42 protein-coding genes are annotated in these 18,746 nt (G+C 68.2%); 34 read left to right on the forward strand and 8 right to left on the reverse strand.

Annotated elements, in window-relative coordinates:
- Positions 1-9 precede the first annotated feature (9 nt).
- From QQG74_RS09205 to QQG74_RS09240, 8 genes are all read right to left on the reverse strand, one after another.
- Positions 10-378, reverse strand: coding sequence for a hypothetical protein (locus QQG74_RS09205; RefSeq protein ID WP_341719853.1), 369 nt, complete (start codon positions 376-378; stop codon positions 10-12).
- Positions 379-390: 12 nt separating this feature from the next.
- Entirely contained in the window at positions 391-675 is a 285-nt protein-coding gene (locus QQG74_RS09210; RefSeq protein WP_341719854.1) for a hypothetical protein, read from the reverse strand.
- Between the two features lie 24 nt (positions 676-699).
- Positions 700-933, reverse strand: a complete 234-nt coding sequence (locus QQG74_RS09215; RefSeq protein ID WP_341719855.1) for a hypothetical protein — start codon at positions 931-933, stop codon at positions 700-702.
- Entirely contained in the window at positions 930-1,463 is a 534-nt protein-coding gene (locus QQG74_RS09220) for a hypothetical protein (protein WP_341719856.1), read from the reverse strand. The genes QQG74_RS09215 and QQG74_RS09220 overlap by 4 nt, the downstream gene beginning before the upstream one ends.
- Entirely contained in the window at positions 1,460-1,945 is a 486-nt protein-coding gene (locus QQG74_RS09225) for a hypothetical protein (protein ID WP_341719857.1), read from the reverse strand. The genes QQG74_RS09220 and QQG74_RS09225 overlap by 4 nt, the downstream gene beginning before the upstream one ends.
- Positions 1,946-2,362: 417 nt before the next feature.
- A complete protein-coding gene (locus QQG74_RS09230) occupies positions 2,363-3,955 on the reverse strand; it encodes a YfjI family protein (RefSeq protein ID WP_341719858.1) in 1,593 nt (530 codons plus the stop codon).
- Positions 3,952-4,425 carry a hypothetical protein gene (locus QQG74_RS09235; RefSeq protein ID WP_341719859.1) on the reverse strand — a complete coding sequence of 158 codons (474 nt, stop codon included), beginning with the start codon at positions 4,423-4,425 and terminating at the stop codon, positions 3,952-3,954. Before QQG74_RS09235 ends, QQG74_RS09230 begins: the two co-directional genes overlap by 4 nt.
- Positions 4,426-4,615: 190 nt before the next feature.
- Positions 4,616-4,870 (reverse strand): hypothetical protein, encoded by a 255-nt coding sequence (locus QQG74_RS09240; RefSeq protein WP_341719860.1) that lies wholly within the window; start codon positions 4,868-4,870, stop codon positions 4,616-4,618.
- A 209-nt stretch (positions 4,871-5,079) separates the two neighbouring features.
- Between QQG74_RS09240 and QQG74_RS09245 the strand changes: the two genes are divergently transcribed.
- The 34 genes from QQG74_RS09245 to QQG74_RS09410 all read left to right on the forward strand — a co-directional run bounded on the left by QQG74_RS09245 (position 5,080) and on the right by QQG74_RS09410 (position 18,721).
- On the forward strand, positions 5,080-5,634 hold the full coding sequence (locus QQG74_RS09245; RefSeq protein ID WP_341719861.1) for a hypothetical protein: 555 nt from the start codon (positions 5,080-5,082) through the stop codon (positions 5,632-5,634).
- Positions 5,634-5,834: a hypothetical protein gene (locus QQG74_RS09250; protein WP_341719862.1), complete on the forward strand. Its 201-nt coding sequence runs from the start codon at positions 5,634-5,636 to the stop codon at positions 5,832-5,834. Before QQG74_RS09245 ends, QQG74_RS09250 begins: the two co-directional genes overlap by 1 nt.
- The gene (locus QQG74_RS09255) at positions 5,834-6,088 is read left to right on the forward strand and encodes a hypothetical protein (RefSeq protein WP_341719863.1); all 255 of its coding nucleotides are present in this window, start codon (positions 5,834-5,836) and stop codon (positions 6,086-6,088) included. Before QQG74_RS09250 ends, QQG74_RS09255 begins: the two co-directional genes overlap by 1 nt.
- Positions 6,085-6,291: a hypothetical protein gene (locus QQG74_RS09260; protein ID WP_341719864.1), complete on the forward strand. Its 207-nt coding sequence runs from the start codon at positions 6,085-6,087 to the stop codon at positions 6,289-6,291. The genes QQG74_RS09255 and QQG74_RS09260 overlap by 4 nt, the downstream gene beginning before the upstream one ends.
- Positions 6,288-6,443: a hypothetical protein gene (locus tag QQG74_RS09265; RefSeq protein WP_341719865.1), complete on the forward strand. Its 156-nt coding sequence runs from the start codon at positions 6,288-6,290 to the stop codon at positions 6,441-6,443. The genes QQG74_RS09260 and QQG74_RS09265 overlap by 4 nt, the downstream gene beginning before the upstream one ends.
- 209 nt (positions 6,444-6,652) lie before the next feature.
- Positions 6,653-6,826 (forward strand): hypothetical protein, encoded by a 174-nt coding sequence (locus QQG74_RS09270; RefSeq protein WP_341719866.1) that lies wholly within the window; start codon positions 6,653-6,655, stop codon positions 6,824-6,826.
- Positions 6,826-7,083, forward strand: coding sequence for a hypothetical protein (locus QQG74_RS09275; protein ID WP_341719867.1), 258 nt, complete (start codon positions 6,826-6,828; stop codon positions 7,081-7,083). The genes QQG74_RS09270 and QQG74_RS09275 overlap by 1 nt, the downstream gene beginning before the upstream one ends.
- Before the next feature lie 97 nt (positions 7,084-7,180).
- Positions 7,181-8,575, forward strand: coding sequence for an IS607 family element RNA-guided endonuclease TnpB (gene tnpB, locus QQG74_RS09280; RefSeq protein ID WP_341719868.1), 1,395 nt, complete (start codon positions 7,181-7,183; stop codon positions 8,573-8,575).
- A 43-nt stretch (positions 8,576-8,618) separates the two neighbouring features.
- Positions 8,619-8,774 (forward strand): hypothetical protein, encoded by a 156-nt coding sequence (locus QQG74_RS09285; protein WP_341719869.1) that lies wholly within the window; start codon positions 8,619-8,621, stop codon positions 8,772-8,774.
- On the forward strand, positions 8,771-9,172 hold the full coding sequence (locus QQG74_RS09290; protein WP_341719870.1) for an RNase adapter RapZ: 402 nt from the start codon (positions 8,771-8,773) through the stop codon (positions 9,170-9,172). The genes QQG74_RS09285 and QQG74_RS09290 overlap by 4 nt, the downstream gene beginning before the upstream one ends.
- On the forward strand, positions 9,172-9,336 hold the full coding sequence (locus tag QQG74_RS09295) for a hypothetical protein (RefSeq protein WP_341719871.1): 165 nt from the start codon (positions 9,172-9,174) through the stop codon (positions 9,334-9,336). The genes QQG74_RS09290 and QQG74_RS09295 overlap by 1 nt, the downstream gene beginning before the upstream one ends.
- Positions 9,337-9,420: 84 nt before the next feature.
- Positions 9,421-10,113: a hypothetical protein gene (locus tag QQG74_RS09300; protein WP_341719872.1), complete on the forward strand. Its 693-nt coding sequence runs from the start codon at positions 9,421-9,423 to the stop codon at positions 10,111-10,113.
- Positions 10,114-10,317: 204 nt separating this feature from the next.
- Positions 10,318-10,524 carry a hypothetical protein gene (locus QQG74_RS09305; protein ID WP_341719873.1) on the forward strand — a complete coding sequence of 69 codons (207 nt, stop codon included), beginning with the start codon at positions 10,318-10,320 and terminating at the stop codon, positions 10,522-10,524.
- Entirely contained in the window at positions 10,524-10,694 is a 171-nt protein-coding gene (locus QQG74_RS09310; protein ID WP_341719874.1) for a hypothetical protein, read from the forward strand. The genes QQG74_RS09305 and QQG74_RS09310 overlap by 1 nt, the downstream gene beginning before the upstream one ends.
- A 166-nt stretch (positions 10,695-10,860) precedes the next feature.
- Complete coding sequence (locus QQG74_RS09315; RefSeq protein WP_341719875.1) at positions 10,861-11,109, forward strand: hypothetical protein; 249 nt, start codon at positions 10,861-10,863, stop codon at positions 11,107-11,109.
- A 182-nt stretch (positions 11,110-11,291) separates the two neighbouring features.
- Entirely contained in the window at positions 11,292-11,615 is a 324-nt protein-coding gene (locus tag QQG74_RS09320) for a hypothetical protein (protein WP_341719876.1), read from the forward strand.
- 48 nt (positions 11,616-11,663) lie between these two features.
- Positions 11,664-11,954 (forward strand): hypothetical protein, encoded by a 291-nt coding sequence (locus QQG74_RS09325; protein WP_341719877.1) that lies wholly within the window; start codon positions 11,664-11,666, stop codon positions 11,952-11,954.
- 29 nt (positions 11,955-11,983) lie between these two features.
- A complete protein-coding gene (locus tag QQG74_RS09330) occupies positions 11,984-12,397 on the forward strand; it encodes a hypothetical protein (RefSeq protein WP_341719878.1) in 414 nt (137 codons plus the stop codon).
- 451 nt (positions 12,398-12,848) lie between these two features.
- Positions 12,849-13,148 (forward strand): hypothetical protein, encoded by a 300-nt coding sequence (locus QQG74_RS09335; protein WP_341719879.1) that lies wholly within the window; start codon positions 12,849-12,851, stop codon positions 13,146-13,148.
- Positions 13,149-13,176: 28 nt separating this feature from the next.
- Positions 13,177-13,464, forward strand: a complete 288-nt coding sequence (locus tag QQG74_RS09340) for a hypothetical protein (protein ID WP_341719880.1) — start codon at positions 13,177-13,179, stop codon at positions 13,462-13,464.
- Between the two features lie 160 nt (positions 13,465-13,624).
- On the forward strand, positions 13,625-13,852 hold the full coding sequence (locus tag QQG74_RS09345; RefSeq protein ID WP_341719881.1) for a hypothetical protein: 228 nt from the start codon (positions 13,625-13,627) through the stop codon (positions 13,850-13,852).
- Between the two features lie 5 nt (positions 13,853-13,857).
- Entirely contained in the window at positions 13,858-14,133 is a 276-nt protein-coding gene (locus tag QQG74_RS09350) for a hypothetical protein (protein ID WP_341719882.1), read from the forward strand.
- Positions 14,126-14,446, forward strand: coding sequence for a hypothetical protein (locus QQG74_RS09355; RefSeq protein ID WP_341719883.1), 321 nt, complete (start codon positions 14,126-14,128; stop codon positions 14,444-14,446). Before QQG74_RS09350 ends, QQG74_RS09355 begins: the two co-directional genes overlap by 8 nt.
- Positions 14,439-14,789: a hypothetical protein gene (locus tag QQG74_RS09360; protein WP_341719884.1), complete on the forward strand. Its 351-nt coding sequence runs from the start codon at positions 14,439-14,441 to the stop codon at positions 14,787-14,789. Before QQG74_RS09355 ends, QQG74_RS09360 begins: the two co-directional genes overlap by 8 nt.
- 1 nt (position 14,790) lies before the next feature.
- Positions 14,791-15,033 carry a hypothetical protein gene (locus QQG74_RS09365; RefSeq protein ID WP_341719885.1) on the forward strand — a complete coding sequence of 81 codons (243 nt, stop codon included), beginning with the start codon at positions 14,791-14,793 and terminating at the stop codon, positions 15,031-15,033.
- Positions 15,026-15,712 (forward strand): hypothetical protein, encoded by a 687-nt coding sequence (locus QQG74_RS09370; protein ID WP_341719886.1) that lies wholly within the window; start codon positions 15,026-15,028, stop codon positions 15,710-15,712. Before QQG74_RS09365 ends, QQG74_RS09370 begins: the two co-directional genes overlap by 8 nt.
- A gap of 121 nt (positions 15,713-15,833) precedes the next feature.
- Positions 15,834-15,968 carry a hypothetical protein gene (locus QQG74_RS09375; RefSeq protein WP_341719887.1) on the forward strand — a complete coding sequence of 45 codons (135 nt, stop codon included), beginning with the start codon at positions 15,834-15,836 and terminating at the stop codon, positions 15,966-15,968.
- A 2-nt stretch (positions 15,969-15,970) separates the two neighbouring features.
- On the forward strand, positions 15,971-16,123 hold the full coding sequence (locus tag QQG74_RS09380) for a hypothetical protein (protein ID WP_341719888.1): 153 nt from the start codon (positions 15,971-15,973) through the stop codon (positions 16,121-16,123).
- Between the two features lie 2 nt (positions 16,124-16,125).
- Complete coding sequence (locus QQG74_RS09385) at positions 16,126-16,497, forward strand: hypothetical protein (protein ID WP_341719889.1); 372 nt, start codon at positions 16,126-16,128, stop codon at positions 16,495-16,497.
- A gap of 2 nt (positions 16,498-16,499) precedes the next feature.
- Complete coding sequence (locus QQG74_RS09390; RefSeq protein ID WP_341719890.1) at positions 16,500-16,871, forward strand: hypothetical protein; 372 nt, start codon at positions 16,500-16,502, stop codon at positions 16,869-16,871.
- A complete protein-coding gene (locus tag QQG74_RS09395) occupies positions 16,868-17,158 on the forward strand; it encodes a hypothetical protein (protein WP_341719891.1) in 291 nt (96 codons plus the stop codon). Before QQG74_RS09390 ends, QQG74_RS09395 begins: the two co-directional genes overlap by 4 nt.
- The gene (locus QQG74_RS09400; protein ID WP_341719892.1) at positions 17,155-17,460 is read left to right on the forward strand and encodes a hypothetical protein; all 306 of its coding nucleotides are present in this window, start codon (positions 17,155-17,157) and stop codon (positions 17,458-17,460) included. The genes QQG74_RS09395 and QQG74_RS09400 overlap by 4 nt, the downstream gene beginning before the upstream one ends.
- A complete protein-coding gene (locus tag QQG74_RS09405) occupies positions 17,457-17,744 on the forward strand; it encodes a hypothetical protein (protein WP_341719893.1) in 288 nt (95 codons plus the stop codon). The genes QQG74_RS09400 and QQG74_RS09405 overlap by 4 nt, the downstream gene beginning before the upstream one ends.
- Positions 17,744-18,721, forward strand: coding sequence for a hypothetical protein (locus QQG74_RS09410; protein ID WP_341719894.1), 978 nt, complete (start codon positions 17,744-17,746; stop codon positions 18,719-18,721). Before QQG74_RS09405 ends, QQG74_RS09410 begins: the two co-directional genes overlap by 1 nt.
- The last annotated feature ends 25 nt before the right edge of the window (positions 18,722-18,746 follow it).

Raw genomic sequence — 18,746 nt, forward strand, 5'->3', positions numbered from 1 at the left:
GTCCTCCGGTCAGTGGTTGATGCCGTGTTCGTCGGGCAGCACTCCCACAGCCACCAAAGCGTCAATGACACGTCGCAGGTCCCCGCCATCAACTGTCTCGGGCAACTGCACACGCACCTCAATGCCACGGTTGCAGCCGACTACCAGCGGGCCGCGTTTCCACGCCCGAGGGGTGCGCGGGTCGACGGGTCTGTGGTGCTGGTTGGTGGTGGCGTCGATGGCTGCCCGCCGGTCGTAGTCGTCGTCGGGGTCGGTGATGGTCCATGCGGCGCCGTTGGTGGTGACTGTCCAGTGGGGGACACGTCGGTGAATCATTTTGGCGAGGCCACCGGCGGCTGTCGTGGGGCCGGCGGGGTGTGCTCGTTCCGTGTCGGTCATGGTGTCCTCCGGTCAGTCGTTCTGGTAGTGGCCGTCGACCAGCGCGAGCAACTGCTCGGCCAGGCGGCGGGCGTTGTCTGCGGTCAGGTGCATCGGCGCTTCCACCGTCGGCCCGGTCGGGTCGTTCATGTTCGCGGGCGCGGTGGCGCGGACCCAGATGTGCGGGCCGGACGCGGCGGACGACTCGTAGGCGCGAATTTCGCCGCCGTACTCGGATGGGATGGGTGGCAGGTGGCCGAAGCCACGGTCGGTGGTGGTGCGGGTCAGGTGCCAGTTGTCGTTGGCGGTATCGGTCATGGCGTTCCTCCTTCGGGGGTTGGGTTAGCCGCGTGAGACGGCGGGGGCGAGCAGATCACCTTGCGCCTGTGCCCGCTTCTGCTCGGCCAGCAGCGCGAGCAGTTCCGGCGACGGCGTCAGGTGCGAGTTGTTGCAGTAGAAGACCGGGCAGTAGCGCCACACGCCTTCCCAGCCGTCGCTGGCGCGGCCAGTGCGCGGGTTGGTCGACACCATCGGGCCGTGCCCGGCAGGACACTCGGGTTGGGTCTGCGCGGTCACCGGTCGACCGCCGTCTCAGTCCACTCGCCCACATGCCGCACCTGTAGACGCCGCAACGGTGAACCCTCCCAGCCCAGCGCGCGCATGAACTCGACCGCGTCGTCCAGGTCGTCCTGTTCGAAAACGCTGTCCGTGTCGCCGAGGTGCCGGGCCCCGTACTGCCAGCGCGCACCGAATAGCGGCATCACGGCGTCGGCGATGCGGTGGTAGTAGTCCCAGCGGTCGGGCTCGTTGGGGTGAACTTCGGAGGTGCAGCCGCAGTCGGCGGCGTGCACCTTGCGGACGATCAGGGTGTGCAGCTCGCTGGCTGCCGAGTCGTCGTCTCCGTCACCTTCGTTTGCTGCGGCTGGCCAGGTGTTCTGGTTGCCGGGCAGGTCGGGGCAGGTGGCTATGTGTTCGTGCATGGCGGCGTCGACCTTGGTCATGGTGTCGGGGCCGATGGTGTGGTTGCAGCCGTCTACGACGACGATCCATGCGTCGTCGCCGAGGCGGTGCATGCTGGCGGTTGAGGTCGGCTCGGGCGCGGTCACTGGTTGGCCTCCGTCCATGCGGTCTGAAACTCGGCCAGCGGATCCATTACGTGCACGCCGTCGACCTGCTCAGCCAGGTGGGAGAACTCCCGCACCTGATCGTGCCGGATCACAGCCGTACCAGCGGTGAACGTGCACGCCGACCAGGAGTACACGTTGAGACGGATGTAGAAGTCGTTGACGGCGGACACCTTGCCGACGGGGCAGCGTCCGTTGTCGAGTCCGGCGGCGAGCACATCACCGGGACGCAACGGCATGTCCTCATCCCGCAGGCGGGGTTGCGGCTTGCGTGGTTGGGTGCGCTTACGGAGGGCGTATTTCTGGCCGCTGGCCGGGTCGGTGATGGTGGCGGGGACCGGGCTGGCGAACAGGATCGGCTCGCTGCCGGGGTCGACGGTGCGGCGGTCGGTCGGCTTGTCGCGGCGGGTCTGTGGGTTGGTGAACAGGGGCTTGTCGCTGGCGTCGGTGCTCGGGTTGGTCATCGTTCCTCCGGGTAGTGGTCGGTTGGGCTCAGATCGGGCATCGAGGAGATAGTCCGCACTTCTTTCGCGGCTTCTTTCGCACGGCCGTCCCGGTCGGGCTTAGGGTTTGACCTGCGGAAACGTGCCGCTCGTCGGAGTTCTTTCGCTTCTTTCGCTTCTTTCGCAGGGGTGACGGTGGGCGGAGAGAGTAGCGGGGTTGCTGCACCCGGAGCGACCTGGGCGTATGCAAGAAGATAGATAGATTTGTGAAAAATGGTCTGTGTGTGTAGGGACCCCACCCGCAGCAGCCTTCCCACGCACGCACCCGCGAAAAAAGCGAAAGAAGCGCGAAAAGGTCCATCGATCATGCAAAGTCGCAGGTCAACACGCGGATTCCGACCCCCACCTTCTCTCGCACCTGCCGCGAAAGAACCCCCCTTAGTTCGCACGAGCCACCTTCTTCCGCACGACCTCTTTCGGGCGGCCCGTCGTCGCCAGCACGTGCCGCTCGTAGTCGCCCGTCGCCACCAACTCATCGATCCACGCCGACAACTGATCCGCCGACGCGTGCCCCTTGAACACCTCACGAGAAATGACCGACCGGGAAGCGAACCCGAGGTCAGTGCCGTCGATGTACTCCTTGATCCGACCAGCCTCCGTCGTCAACCCCACCACCGACCCGGCCGCCTGGAAGTGCTCCACCGACCACTCGCCGATCTCGATAGCGCGCTCCATCGTCGCCTCATCCACCTCATCGTCGGTGCTTCCATCTCCCGCGAGATGCAGCAGCCCGGCGACCCGCAGCACGCGGGCGGTGTGTTTCGTCGCCCAAGCGCTGATCCGGCGGAGATCCCCGTCGGGGCGTAGTCGAACCTCAATATCCTGCTCGTAGGCGCGGTGCAGTTTCCACGCGGCCCGGCTGAGGTCGATCGTCGCGGCGTCTTCCGGGTCGGTTCCGCCGATCAGGTCATACTGCGCGACCGAGTTGAGCAGCGCCGCCCACCAGTCCCGGCCCGTGCGGTCGGGCCGATCCGTGGGTGTGTCCCGGAAGTAGGTGGATGGCCGTTCGGTGCGGTAGCCGGTCAACTCGCCGGGGATGCACACGAGGAACCGGTTGACCACGCCCGTCTCGTCCATCATGTGGTCGCGCATCATGTCGGCGACGATGCCCGGCTGCGGTGAGATCACCAGCGACAGCGCCGCACGTTCGATCGGTTCGGCGGTGCGGGTGACACGCTGCGGCCGGTAGTAGCGGCAGTCGTAGCCGACCAGCACCAAACCGAGGTTGCCGGTCTTGCCGCCGCTGTACTGCCCGCCCAGGTTCCGCAGGAACGTGCCCTCATCATCGATGACGGCAGCGGCACCCTGGTTCAACGCCATCGACCGGGCCAGCGCCTCCGGGGTGGTGTCCCCGTCAAACACAAGCTCCGGTGCGGGCGGCGGGGTTTCGGCGAGTTCATCGGCTTCCTTCTCCAACGCCTTCGCCTGCGTGCGTAGCAGATCCCGCTCGTCCATCTGGGTGGAGATGTCGTTGGCCTTCGTTCGCATCTCTTCCACGCGGCGAGTCAGCTCCACGATCTTCGCGGCCACGTTTCGTTCGTGCTGCTCGGCGAGCGTCTTCGCCGCCTTCCACAACCCCCGGCGCAACTCGTCCACCGTCGGTGACTTTCCCGCACCGGACGGCAGGGCGCACAGGGTGTACAGGTTCAACGGCTGCCGCCAGTCGAGATCCCGCCGGATGGTGATGCGGGGCCCAGCGACGGATCCGAGGATGCCGAGCATGGTGAGCGCGGGAAGGTCAACGGGCACCTGCTTGCGGACGGCCAGGTCGTGGACGTAGTCCCGCATCATCGGCGGCAGGGTGTGGGTGGGGAACCGTCGCGCGTAGCCCGCCCCTGCGGTGAACGGGGTGGCACCGGACCCGAGCTGTATGGCAGGCGCATCGGCGACCGGTGGCAAATCGCCCAGATCCGGTGGTGGTTCGTCGCCGAAGACGTCGGTCCAGTCTTGGCGGTATGGCGTCAAGGTCATGCCGCCTCCTGCTCGATGTGGCGCTGTCCGGGAAACGGTTCGGGGGTGCGGTGGTAGCCGTCGAGCCAGTGCCGTTCGGTGTGACGCCGGCACGGGCAGCGCCAGATGCGGGCGGAGATGGCGCGGGCCTGTTCGACAGTGACGGATCCGGGCTCGGTGACCGGCGGCCAGTTGGGGTCGACCAGCCGCAGCCCGTGGGGGCGGGGTTGGCGTGCCTGCCGGTCGCTGTCGGTGCGGCGTTGTTTCTGGTCGACCTGCCGCAGGTGGCGGCTGACCGCGTCGCCCATGTCGCGGGCGTCTGGTCCGCCGAGCGCGAGCCGGAGTCCTTCGGCGAGGGCGTCGTTGCGTTCGCGGTGGCCTTCTTCGATGCCGAGTTCGCGGCCCGACTGGAAGGCGAGCGAGATGAGGTGGGCGACCTGTGCCCGGCTGAATGTCTGCTGGTCGCCGCGTAGCGCGTCGGCGGCGGCCATGGTCAGGCCAGCCTCGGCGTGTGCCGGGGTGCGTTCCGGTTCACGCCGGGTAGCCGTACATACGTACGGCGAAGCGGGGTTGGTACCTTCGCCCATGAGCGGTCGTGTTCCTGTCTGTCTGGCTGATGGTTGGGGATTGGGCTGCTCTGGCCCTGGCCGGTGGTAGGACACCGGTCGGGGCCGCCTCATCTCAGGCGGTCGGGTCGGGCTTGTCTTGTGGCTCGACGGCTCGGTCTAGCCACGTTCGTGACCAGACGTGGTTGGTTGCGCGGAGGATTGCTGCCTTCTTGAGGCCGGCGGCGTAGGCGGTTCGCATCACCGCAGAGAGCTTGTCGCTGGCCTGCCGCTGTACTTCGTCGGCTTGCTTGCGGATCTCTTTGGCGCGTTCGACTTCCCGCCGGTACTCGTCGGCAGCCTCCCGGAGTGCGTGGGTGTGGTCTGTCATGCCGAGATCATGTCACACTCTGACTGTTCAAAGCAAGATGGGCCAACTGGACTGTTGACACTCGGGTTGGGGGTTGGCAGACTCAAGGTCAGCACCAAAGAGAGAAGCCCCCGGCGGGTGCGTCAACACCAGCCGAGGGCCCGGCACCAAGGAGTGCGTCAACACTCCCAGCGCCTACACGACCGCCTGACCTAACCAGGAGTCGATCCATGAACGGTACCAATGGCGTCATCACCGACGCCGGACACATCCAGCGCCGTATCCACGGCAACTACGAGATCGCCCTCAACCTCACGGTTGACGGCGGCTTCTCCATCGGCGTCACCGCCACCGGAAGCCCCCACCGCTACGACGAACTGTCCTACACCACCGGCGACGTGACCAAGGCGAACCTCGCCTACCGGATCATCGCCGAGGGCGCAGACAAGGGCGTCCAGCCGGAAGGTATTCGGCAGGCGTTGAACGACGCGCTGAACATCAAGCCCAAGTCGTTGGCCGAGATGGCGAAGCAGGGCACCCACCGTCAGGTGCGTCCCACCATGGCCGGCGCGCACCTCACCCCGCTCACCGCACCACAGCAGCGGGCACTCAACGCCGCGATCGACGGCGTCATCTACCCCGGCGACGGCATCACCACGGCCACCCTGCGCAGCCTGGACCGTAAGGGCTACGGCAGCGTGGCGTACGAGGGCCGCCGCAAGCGGGTCGTGTCGCTGGTGCTCAACGGTCGCGGCCTCGCCGCCGTCTCCAAGGCGGTGGCGTGATGGGAGCCGCGAACCGCACTGACCTTGCCTCGGTGGCCACCACATTCCACCGCAAGGCCCGCGAGATCGCCGACGCGAACGGCTGGACGGTCGAGGATGCGGAAGCTGTAATGCTCCGCTACCTGCACTCGGAGAACCCGCAGAACGCGGCCACCGTGGCTGCGGCGCTGCTGGTCGAGTCGAAGGCAGGGCATGCGTGATGGCCCTGAACTTGACGCTCGTGTGGGTCGACAACCCCAACCCGGTCACCGGCAACACCGTCATCGCCTGCACCGAAAACCACGGCACCATCTGGTACTACTCCGGTGCCGTCGGCCAGGGCTGGACGATGATCGCGGTCACGCTGCACGCGCGTGAGGCCGCCGAATGGCAGCGGTACCGGGTCGAGCGGCGTGCCGCCGCGACCGATGTGGCTGCCTGGCTGGACGCGACCGCCAAGGAGGCGACGTCGTGAGCCCCAACCTGAACAGCCGGTCGGCCCCGCTCAGCGGCGACATCCACCGGATTCGGACCCGCCGCCACGCCAACGGATCCGTTGCCGCGCACACCACCTACAGCGACGGACGCAAGGTTTGTGTGCCGGCCAACGTCGAGTACCAGTCGCGGGTGGGTTGGCGCACGGATGGTCGGGTGTTGTGGACGGAGCCGGTCCGGTGAGCCGCCTGCGTGGCCTGCTCGGCTACCGGGGCCAGCACCGGTCGGGGGCGGCTCGTCCGCTGCCCGCCTGGCCCGCCCCGCAGGATCCGTGGGCTGAGGGTGAGGCCCTCTGCCCGTGGACGGACACGATGCTGCTGCCGGCGGTGTCGTGATGGGCAAGGTCACCGGAATCAACGACCGCAAGAACATGCGCGGGTGGGACAACATCCGCGCCGGCTTGGACGAGCCGAAGCCGGCCCCGAAGCCCGACAGCAAGCCGATCAAGTAGCACTCCGGGCGGCTCCGCGCCGCAGCCCGTGTCGGGGCCGCCCACGAGCCACCAAACCCAACCCGAACCGCCCTCACATCAGGGAGTAGTGCCATGTTCAAGAACGCGACCGCCCGCCGTATCGCCCGCGCCCAGCGCAACGTCATCGCCATCGTCGCCGACCTCGGTGACGAGCAGGGCACCGTGTTCCGTCCGGCGAAGCGCCCGCACCGGGGCCACGTCAAGCAGGCCGCCATCCGCGCCTCTCAGATGGGTTTGACGGTCTGATGGCCACCGACCAGAGTGCCGCCCGGCACGCCCGCGCCGAGCTGGTTGCCTCCATCGCCGGCTGGATCGCCACCATCGCCCTGATCGTGCTGGGCGCCGGCATGGTCATCCGGGTCACGCACCCGGGCAGCGTGTGGGGTGTTCTCGCCCCGATCGGGATGGTGCTGCTGGCGCCGTCTGCGATCACCGCGATGGCGGCGGGAAGCCTCGCCGACCGGTACAGCACCCCGCCCACCGACGACACCACCGACCGCTGACCTGCACGTAAGCCTGCCGGGCTGGACCTCGCTTTCCCAGCCCGCGCAGGGCCACCACAGCCACTTGATCCGACCAACAAGAGGGGAAGGGTGCTCGATGAAAACGCCAAGTCCAATCGTGCTACGAGCATACCGATTTGCACTCGACCTCTCTCCGAGGCAGGAGCGGGCGGTGTTGGCGCATGCTGGCGCCGCGCGAGTGGCCTACAACTGGTCGCTTGCCCGAGTCAAAGCGGTCATCGATCAAAGGCTGGCGGAGCGCACCTACGGAATCGCCGAACGCAACCTTACTCCCGCAGCCTCGTGGACTCTTCCTGCGCTACGTAGATCCTGGAACGCCGCAAAGGACGACGTTGCGCCGTGGTGGCGCGACTGCTCGAAGGAGGCGTTCAACACCGGCCTAGACGCATTGGCCCGAGCGTTGAAGAAATGGTCGGACTCGCGTAGCGGGAAGCATGCCGGGCGTCCGGTCGGGTTTCCCCGATTTAAGTCCCGCCGCCGCACCACCCCAAGCGTGCGGTTCACCACCGGTGCGATCCGTGTCGAGCCTGACCGCAAGCATGTGGTGCTGCCCCGGTTGGGGCGGTTGAAGCTCCACGAATCAGCGCGCAAGTTGGCTCGCCGCATTGACAACGGCACCGCCCGAATCATGTCTGCGACGGTGCGGCGTGACGGCGGGCGGTGGCATGTGTCCTTCATCGTCGAGGTTGACCGCGCCGAAGGGATTTCGGCCCGGCCTAGTTCTGTGGTCGGGGTGGACGTCGGGGTCAAGCACCTGGCGGTGTTGTCCACCGGCGAACTGGTGGCCAACCCGCGTCACCTTGCCGCCGCGCAGGCCCGGCTGCGGCAACTCGACCGGGCAATGTCGCGCAAGACCGGCCCAGACCGGCGAACCGGGCAGCGCCCGTCGAAACGGTGGCAACGCGCATCCGCCCGGCTCGGCCGCGCCCACGCCCGGGTGGCGAATCTGCGGCGCGACGGACTACACAAACTGACCACCCGCCTCGCCCGTGAGCACGGCACGATCGTGGTGGAAGACCTCAACGTGGCGGGGATGCTCCGCAACCGCAGACTCGCCCGGCACATCGCCGACGCCGGATTCGGTGAGATCCGCCGGCAGTTGGCGTACAAGACCGAATGGGGCGGCGGCCGGTTGCTGGTGGCTGACCGCTGGTATCCGTCCAGCAAGACATGCTCGGGCTGCGGCGCGGTGAAAACCAAGCTCGCCCTGTCCGAGCGCGAGTACGAATGCGACGCGTGCGGCCTGGTCATCGACCGTGACCGCAATGCCGCCCGCAACCTGGCCGCCCTGGCGGCTGAGTTCGACACTGCCGGGAGTGGCCCGGTGGCAGGACGTGGAGCCGACCAGAAGACCCGCCTTGGTGGGCAGGTGGCCGTGAAGCGTCAACCCGGCGCGACGCCAGTCGGTCAGACCGGGACTGTCTCACCGCAAGGCGGGACTATCGATCGCGTGCTCGCTAGAGCGCACTGAGAGGTAACGGTCACCACAGGCCAGCAGCAACCGAAGGAGTCACATGAACTGCAACTGCGGCAACAGCACCAACTGGAACGGCATGACCATCACCGCAGCCGGAATCACCGCCACCTGCGGAGACTGCGGAGCCACGGTCAACGCCACCGAGCGCAAAGACAAGCACGTCACTGAGCAGCGTGGGCAGGAGTCGAAGTGATCACCCGAGTAGAGGTGCACAGCTTCGGCTACCTGCACGGGCAGCCCGGAGCCGGACTCGTCATCGACCTTCGGCATCAGCTCCGCGACCCGCACGTCAACCCGGAGATGCGCGCTCTCACCGGATTGCACCCACTGGTGCGCGACCACGTGCTGATGCACCCGTCGGCGCTCACCACCGTCCGCGACATCGCCGACCAGGTGATGGGGCTGCTGGACGGGTTCGCGAACCGGCGTTCGCTGCTCGTGCACGTGTGGATTGGCTGCCAGGGCGGCCGGCACCGGTCCGTGGTGGTGGCGGAGAGCGTGGCCGCGTGGCTGCGGGAGCACGACATCGGGGTTGATGTGGTGCACGAGCACATCGACCGGCCGGTGGTTGAGCGGCGAGGTGACCGCTGATGTGCACCGCCTGCCGTGTGATGCCCGCCCAGCCGGGTGAGGCGTGGTGCCCGGACTGCGCCGAGACCCTCGATCCCGCCGAGTTTGTGGCCGGCGTCCACACCTCGCAGATCGACCCGTCCGAGCGGCCCTGGACGCCGCTGCCCGCCAGCAACACCCGCTGACCCGCCCGTTGGGTGCCTGTCTGCCGCGAGCCCCGGCACGTGGCAGACGGAGGGACCACAACGGACAACCCACCGGAGGACACCATGACCGACGTCGACACCGCCGCCGCGATCCCCACGTGGCATCACCCGCACTTCGTGTCCGCCGAGCACACCAAGTACGGCATCAACTGGCGGTTCCGCGAGTTCACCGGCAACGAGCCGGAGCCGAAGATCCCCGCCGCCGTCGAAGAGGCGTTCCTGGCCGCCAGCGAGGCGCACCCGTGGAACTCCGACACGGGACGGGCCGTGTCCGCCGCGCGGCGGGCCGCATGGGACGACGAGCGGGCCGCGAACACGCTGTGGCAGGTGGCCCGCCACAACCGGCGCTCAACCGACCTGCTCAAGCAGATCGCACCCCTGGTGGCTGCCTTCCAGCAGGCCAAGAAGGCTGCTGTCGACACGTACGAGGAGTTGCGCGGCACCCCCGACGGGTTTTGGCAGGCGAAGCTGCTGACCCTCGCCGAGCACCGTCAGGTGGCGTTGGAGGCGGCCCGGCAGGTTGACCGCCACGCCGACGACCTGTGCCGCGTCACCGACGGCCTACCGGAGCGGGTGCTGGAGTCGCTGCCGGTGCTGTCCGATCTGGCGAAGACTGCCGGGCTGGATTTGGGCGACTGGTGGCCGCAGGAGTCGTACGGGTACGGCGACGGCCCGGAGGTTGGGCTGCTCAAGAAGTTGTTCGCCGAGCAGGACGAGCGGATTTCGGAAGTGGCCCGGCTGATCGACACCCGCTGACGGCCTGCGATGTGAGCCTGCCGGGCTCGGATGTTCCGAGCCTGTGCGGGGTCGCCGTAGACCCGCGACGACTAACGGCGGTGAGGGCGGCCCGCGCCTGGAAAGCCGGCCGCCCCCACCCGATCCCCAACCGAGAGGACCGACCCCCACAAGGCGATTGGAGCGCCCGGGGGTTGGCCGACCGCACCCCAAGGAGGGCCGACCATGGGCCTATTCAAACAGAAGGCAGACGAATTCCGGCAAGCCCAGCAGGACGCCAAGGCAAACCCGACCCCCGGCAACCGGCGGCGGCTGGAAGAGGCGCGGCAGGCGCTCAAGGCGACGCCGGAGGCTGAGTGGCAGCGGCAGCGCACTGCCGGTCTGGCGTATCAGCAGAGCGTGTGGGGCAGCGAAATCACCGGGGGCCGGTGATGAGTCTCCGCGACCTGGATCGGGCCGGCAAGGTGGCCGCCACCCTGGCCGCCGGAGCCTCGGGCAAGAGGGTCACCTACAGCCCCGACACCGGCTGGACCACCCGCCACGGCCGGGCCGGCGCCGACAGCGGCACGACCGACGCCAGTAAGACGAACGGCAGCCGGTGAGCAAGTTCCTGGCGGGGGTGGCCGGCACAGGTCACCCCCGCACCACCGCCCGCCGACCCCGCGTCCAGTACGAGCCCGTCCCGGACCGCTGCCGGGAATGTGGTCGGAACCTGCACCGCGACAACGCGCCCGCCAACTGCTCAACCTGCAACGAGGAGACGAACCGATGACCGCACCGACCGCCGCCCCTGCCCGCATCCACCGGCGCCGCACCCCCACGCCGGGAAGTGCCCGCGCCGACCAGGCTGCCCGCATCCGACAGCTGCTCGACACCAACGAGCCCGTCACCGTCGCAGTCGACGGGTACGGGCGCGGCTGGTGGGTGCTCGACGTGGGGGACGGCACGTACACGGTGCTGCGGGATGGGGCGACGCTCACCGTGACGTGGGCGGACGTGCCGGTCGGCTCCGTCTAGAGAAACCTGGTCCGGGTTGTTGACCCGGCGTTCTCGCTCCACCTAAACTGGTCCATGTAACCCGGACCGAGGGTTGCGACAACTCCACAGCGGACCCGCGCGAGCGGGACATCGGGGCCACCCCAGCGCCACAGGGCGCGAAGGGAAGCGCAAGCACCAACCAACCACCCAGGGAGGCCCCCGTGTCCATCACCATCACCCCCAACGCCGCCGAAGCCCCGTCGATCAACATGAACGGCGGAAACGCCAAGCAGGTGTTCGACCTGCTCGGCCTCGAATTCGACGGCGACTGGGGCAACACCACCGGCCCGGACTTCCTCGGCCGGGTGCTGCTCGCCCTAGCCCTACTCGACACCACCACCGATGGTGTCGGGCGACCCGAAGCGGTCGACGGGCGCTGGATCGAAGGTGGGCGTCGCCCCGGCTACCTAGCCGAACGGCTCACCCAGCTGCACGGCCTGGCGCTGTGGGCGATCGAGCACGGCGCGGATGTCGAGTGGTCCTAGGCCACCCGGCGCGCGGGTCCGCTGTTCCATCCGGCAATGGAGGTTCGTATGGTCGCCCAATTCCCCGACGTGGTTGTTGACCTGTCGGCGCAGGACACCAACGTGTTCGGCACCATCGGCGAGGTCGCCGCCGCATTGACCCGCGCCGGCTACGCCTCTGCCGCAAGCCAGTACACGCGCAACGCTGTGATGTGCGCCGACTACGGCGAAGTGATGCTGTTGACCCTCGCGACGGTCAGTGTGGCGGGGGAGGGGCCGGGCGTTGCGTCGCCATACCGCGCTTGCCCGTGCCCCACCCACGAGGACGAGCCGACGCCGGCCCAACTGGCTGCGGGGTGATGGCGGTGACGTTGACTCCGGTTGACCTGGTGAGGGTCGCGCACGCCTGCGAAGACTGGGCCGGCAACTGGCACGGCCCGCAGGGCGGGTTCACGTTCGGCCGCTCCGACTGCGAGCGGTACGTGGCCGAGGGGCAGTTGTCGAAGCTGTGCGACCAGTACACCTTGAAGGTTGTGTGGGCTGCCGTGCGCAACCACCTGGACGCGCACCCGGAGATCCTGGCCGCCGGCCGGCTGAGCGACGCACAGCGGGCCGAGAAGCAGGCCGCGAGGGATGCGGCTGCCCGCGCCCTGTTGGCGGAGGCTGAGGCGCCGTTCCGTGACGGCCGGTGGGATGACGCGCTTGCCCTGATCGACCGGGCGGAGCTGGTGTCGCCGGGTGCGGTGAACTTCGACCAGTACCGGCAGGTGGTGGCGGAGCATGCGGCGAAGGCGGGTGGGTGACGTGATGCGCGGTGGCGGCGCCGGGACCGCCTACGCTGTGGCAGACAACGTAGACCGAGTTTCGGGGTGTGCTGTGCCTGCTGACCTGCCCATGCTGCTGATGGCTGATGTTGCTGCGATCGGTGGGGTAAAGCCGGAGACGGTGTCGAAGGCGTTGCAGCGGTCGAAGCCGGGCGGCCGGTACGAGGCGGATCCGTTTCCGGAGCCGGATGGTCGGATTGGTGGGCGTGAGGGTTCGTTGTCGGGTAGTCGGCCGTGGTGGTCTGCGGAGCGGCGTGAGCTGATTGAGGCGTGGTTTGGGCGGAACCGGGACCGTACGGGTGTGGGTGGTCGGCCGCCGAAGTCTGCTGGTGGAAGCTAGGCAAGAAAACTCGGTCCGGGTTGTTGACCCGGCGGGTCCATGCGCTTAGGCTGGTCCATGTAACCCGGACAGAGAATTGAGGGAGTCGACATGCAGGCCACCGCCAAGTACGCCGAAGCGCTCGCCCACGACATCGCCGACGCCCTCAACCACGCACCCCACGCCGCCGGCCGCGTCACCGTCCGATACGACCGCGCCGCCGAAACGTGGACCGTGCGCGTCACCATCGGCCGCGCCAACCGCTACGACCTGGCCATGCCCGCCGCCGGCGCCATGTACGCGCTGTGGCGCAACGGCACGTGGCTTGGTGGCCTCCACCTGTGCACCGACGCCGCGCCGATCGATGTAGCTACCGCGCTGCTCGACCGCATCGCCCAGACCGTCCGCTGACCATCCGACCGGCAGACAGGAGCCCGCCGTGCCCACGCTCACCCCGACCGACGTGACCGTCATCCGCAGCTACGAGGTTGTCGACGCCGAGCCGGTCGACAACCAGCACAGCAGCGTCCGCATCATCCCGACGAAGGTGACGGTGACCTTCGTGAACGGCGTAGCTGTCAGGGTTGTGATCGAAGGCCCGAACGCCAAGAAGGACGGCACCGCTGGCGTCAACCGTCACGAGGAGTCCTACTACCTCACGTGGGCCGATTACGCGGCACGCCTGCCGGAGTGGGTTTCCCCGCTGCTGGTGTTCACGCCTGTCTGACCCCACCAGCCTCCGCATTCTGCCGTGAGGGGTGTCGGATCGGATCCGGCCGGAGGCACCACACCCAACCCGACCCGCGACCCGAGGAGCACCCGATGACTGACCTGACGCCCACCCCCGAACTGATCGCCACCGCCCGCGACACCGGGGGGCGGTAGCCATGACCGCCCTGGTGGATGTGGCGTGGATTGCCGACCCCACCGTGCTCGGTGTGGCTGCCGACGACCCAGACCTACCCACCCCAGTCGCGCACAGGATTGGGCTCACCACCGGCGCGCTGGTTTGTGCGCCGTGGCTGCCCGCCAAACTCGGCCGGCGGGTGCCCGAAGCGGAGGCACGCGCCACCGCCACCCTGTGCCCCGACTGCTGGCCCGACACAGAGGAGTGACCGCCGTGGCCTACATCAACGCTGACCTTTTCTTCGCCACCGTCAAAACGGGTGACCGTTTCCGGTGGAGGCAGAAACCCGGACAGCCCGCCAACATTCACGACGGCACGGTGTGCACGGCCACCGGCCCCGCCCAGCGGATGAACGACGACGAGCGGACGCTGTATGTGCCGTTCCAGTGGCCTCCCGGACGGCCCGGATACACGGATGGGGCGGTCTACCGGGCCACGGCAGACTGCGAGGAATACGAGCTGCTACCCAAGGGGGACGACCATGTCTGACCTGCGCGCCGCCAACCGTAGAGACGCCGCCGCCCGCGACCTGCACCGGCTCCTCTACGCCGCCACCTACCAGCGCGACAGCCGGTGGGATGTAGTCGACACACGGGACGGCCCCGAAACCGGTTGGGTGGTGTACGAGCGGCAGGTGATGCACACCGCCGTCAACGAGATTCGCGCCAACAACGGTCTGCCGCCGGTCGATATGGAGGTCATCGAGCAGGCCGACAACGGTGCGGCCGGGCGCAGCGACTGGATGGACCGGTTTGTGTTGCGGTGTGCGGCGCTTGCGGTGGGGGAGGAGTGGCGTGGCTGACGAGTACCGCGCCGCCGCCCTGTCCACCGCCGCCCAGCTTGTCCGCGACGAGCAGCAGCGTCGTGGACGCCGCCGCGAAGACGACTGCGAGCTGTGCGTCGACCAGGAGAAGCCGCACGTGGACGCGCTCGGCGGGGTGGCGCGCGAACTTGAGTTGATGGCCGCCGCGTCGTCGCGGGATGCCCGTGAGCGGTTGGCCCGGCACCTGTACCTGGTCGAGTGGGGCGACTACCTGGACGCCGGTGACCGGTGGGACAGCGGGCAGGTGGGCGACGACATCCGGAACGAGTTTCTGACCGCCGCCGACGCGGCCCTCAACGCCATCAACGGAACGGAGAACTGACATGTGCGGATGCGAAGGCAACATCCCGTGCAGCTACCACGCCGACCAGATCATGAACGGCCTCGCCGATGCGCGCGACCTGGCCGAGCAAGGCAACAACTTCGCCGCCGAGCAGACGATGACGCGGCTCCGACTCGCCCACGGTGAAGGCCGGGTGCGGCTGGTCATGGATGAGGTTTGTGACGGGCTACTGGACCTGAGTACCTACGGCAACCCCTACCCGAGGAGAGTTGACCATGGCTGACCCTGCCCGGATCCTCACCCAGCGGGACTGTACGGCGATGGCGGCGCTCGACACCATGCCGCACCTCGCCACGCGGGTACGCAACCTGCTCGCCCACGGGCGGCGCATGACCGTCACCCGCCGGTACACGTACGTCGACAGCCCGCCCGAGGTGACTGCCGGCCTGACCCTGGACGTCAGCGCCCGCAGCGGCGGCATCCGCGAGAGCGTCAGCGGCGACGGGCATCACCTGGGGGTGACGTTGCGGCCCGGTCTCATGTCCGGGTTCAGCATTTCCGCCTACGTATCCGACCGGAACGCGGTGGAGGCGGAGGTGTGGAAGAGGTTCCATGCCGCCGAGAGCATCAGCGGCGACCCGTTCAAGCGGCGCCGGGACATGACGCTGGTCGACATCACGGGCGGGCTGCCGGGTGATGGTCCGGCCCGCGACGACAAGCTGGTCATCCGGGAGTGGAATTCGGATGGCGTGTGCGATGAGCGCGTTGTGGTGTTCGATGCCGGCCCGAGTGAGGGCGAGTATCGGGCGGCCCGCTGGCTGTACGGCAACGCTCTCGGTCCGGCGCATGTGGGGGACCGGTTGGAGGCTTGGGATCGGGGGCGGGTGTCGGATGCGGATACCGAGCTGTGGGCTGGGCGTGCTGCGGAGTTGATGGCTGAGGTGGCGGCTGAGCCGCGTTGAGCTGTGTTGGTGGAGCCCGTCGCCGTGGTGGTGGCGGGCTTCGTCGTTGGGATAGATAAGCCTTGGCATTGTGGGTATACCTTGGTATGGTGTAGACACCAACCCAGAGAGCGAGCAGCCAATGAGCGACAACAACTGCCCCAACCCCGCCGCCCACCTGATCTGCGGCGGCTGCGACAAGCCCTACGACGACTGCGACTGCTGGTCCGGCCCGACCCCGTCGGAGCCGGCCGCCGACGACAACGAGGAGCAGTGACCGTGACCCGGCAGATCGACACCTACACCGACGACGACGGCAACGAAATCTGCGAAGGCTGCAACGAGCCCGTCGAAGACTGTGTCTGCACCTGCGACACCTGCGGCGACACCCTTGACGACTGCACCTGCAACGACGGCACCGAGGAGGCGTGACCATGACCCAGCGCGACCCCGTCATCATCGAACTCAACTGCGAAGCCCACCCCTCCACCGACACCGTCGAATACGACCGCGACCGGTGGAACGCGATGACCCCCACCCAGCGGGCCGTCGCCCTGGACGAGATGGTGGACGAACACATCGGCAACGCCGGTGGCGGCGGCTGGCACATCGAAGACCCCGACGACTACAGCACCGTCGGCAGCACCCCCATCAAGGTTGCGCTGCCGCTCGCCGACCACCCCGCCGTCGTGGCTGCCGTTGAGGCGTGGCTGTCCAACCCGAACCGCCCCACCGGCCCCGTACACGAGTCGGCGCGTGACCTGCTGGCCCGCATCGATGCCGCCATCACCGGCAAGGAGGCGTGACGGTGGCCTTCCACGACGACCTTCACGCCCTCGCCCGGCACGCCCGCACCAGCAGCGACCCGAACGTCCGCGCCGCCGCACAGCGCATCCTCACCGGCGACCACGCCCTCCTACCCGAACCCGCCCGCGTCGACTGGGCCGTCGCCTGGACCTACCGCGACGGCGAAGTACGCACCCGCGAGGTGGACGACGAGCAGGAAGCCCGCGACGACGCCAGCCGCACCAACGCCGAAGCCGCAGCCCGCGACCCCGGCGACAGCATGCCCGTGCGTGCCTACGCCGTGTTCCGTGAGGTGCGGATGTTGGTCGACGGCACCCAGATCATCGGCCCGTGGCTGGCACCCGCCGACCAGTTCACCGAGGGGCGGCAGTGACCGACAAGCCCACCAAGGATGTGCTGCTGGCCCAGCTCGCCGACGCCTACCAGCGGCGCCGCCTGCTCGACCCCGCCCCAGGCCGCACCTTCAACCGGGCTGCACGCGACGAAGCATTCAACGCCGAACTCGCGATCGTCGCCGCGTTGCGCGAGTTGGACGTCACTTGGCAGGAGGTTGGTGACGTCATCGGGCGGAAGAAGTCGAACGTGGTTGTCACGTACGCGCGCAAGCTGGAAACGAGCCGCACCGTCCGCGTACGCCCCAACCCGAAGGAGAAGCCATGAAGACCACCGTCGAACAACTCGTAGCCCAAGTAGCCGCCCACAACGCCGAGCAGTTCAGCCCCACCCGCTACCCCTACACCTACTCGGCCGACTTCATCCGCCAAAACCCGCACGTCGTACCCGCCCACATCCGCGACCAAGTTCCCGTCGAAGACCCGAACCTGTTCAGCCGCTCCGAAGCCGCCCGCATGAAAACGCTGTGGGCTGCCGCTGAAGGCCGCGACGTACGCGAGTTGGCGGAGGTGCTGGCAGACGCCTACATGCAGGTGTGGAACATTCAGCGCCCCGAGGAGACGCCGTGACCGCACCCCGCCCCGCATCCCGTGCCAGCCTCACCCACACCGGCAACCGCATCCTGTACGCCGCCGTGGCCGCCTGGATCATCGCCTGGTCGGTGAGTGACGGCGGCCCGCACCTCGGCGTGTTCCTGATCGCCGCAGCCGCCGGCTACGGGCTACTCACCGTGCTGTGGCACCTCACCACCGACAGCAACGAGAATTTCAACGCCGTCCGCCGCTTCGAGCGTGAGCGGGACGTGCCCGAGTGGGCGCGCACCTACCTCAACGACAACTCGGAGGTGAACTGATGGGCCGCCGCATCGTCCGCGTACCACTCGACTTCAACGCCCCACTCGGCGAAGTGTGGACCGGCTACCTCACCCCAGACCGGTTCCAAGAGAACCCCTGCCCCGACTGCGAAAACGGCTACTCGCCGCAAGCACAACACCTCTACAGCCTGTGGTACGGCCACCTGCCGTTCGACCCGGCAAGCACCGGCAGCACCCCGTTCACCGCCGACACGCCCGCCGTGCGTGCCGTAGCCGAACGCAACGTCAGTCGCAGCCCCGACTACTACTTGGGTCGCCCTTCGATCAACTGGACCGACCCGGCGCAACACGAGGCCGACATTGCCGCCGCCCGCGCAGCCACTCTGGCCGGATACGACCAGGGCCGAATTGACGCAGCGACAGCGCGTGAAGCGCAACGCCTCGCCGACTTCTTCAACAGCGGATGGTCCCACCACCTCAACCAAGACGACGTAGACGCCCTGATCGCCGAAGGCCGGCTCCACGACTTCACCCACACCTGGACCCGAGGTGACGGCTGGCAGCCCATCGACCCGCCGGTGGTACCGACCGCCGCCCAGGTCAACGAATGGTCACTGTCCGGGTTCGGCCACGACAGCATCAACGCCCACATCGCCATTCGGGCGCGATGCGCGCGTGAAGGCATGCCCGTCGAATGCGCAACCTGCGGCGGGCATGGCAGCCTCGAAGCGTACGCAGGGCAGCGTGCCGAAGCCGAAGCGTGGCAGCCGACCGAGCCGCCGGCCGGTGACGGGTGGCAGTTGTGGGAGACGGTCAGCGAAGGCTCCCCCATCTCGCCCGTGTTCGACACCTCGGAAGGGCTGGTGGCGTGGATGTCGGATCCGGAGCGCGGACGGGACTGGGTGCCGGGTGAGGTGGCCGCCAAGTTCGTTGCGGACGGGTGGGCGCCGACGGGTGTCGTCACGTCCACGGATGTGATGTCGGGGGTCGAGTTCGTGGGCACTCGCGAGGACTGACCGACGGCAGCTGAGGGGCCGCCCA

This window comes from Micromonospora sp. FIMYZ51, assembly GCF_038246755.1.
GTDB lineage: Bacteria > Actinomycetota > Actinomycetes > Mycobacteriales > Micromonosporaceae > Micromonospora.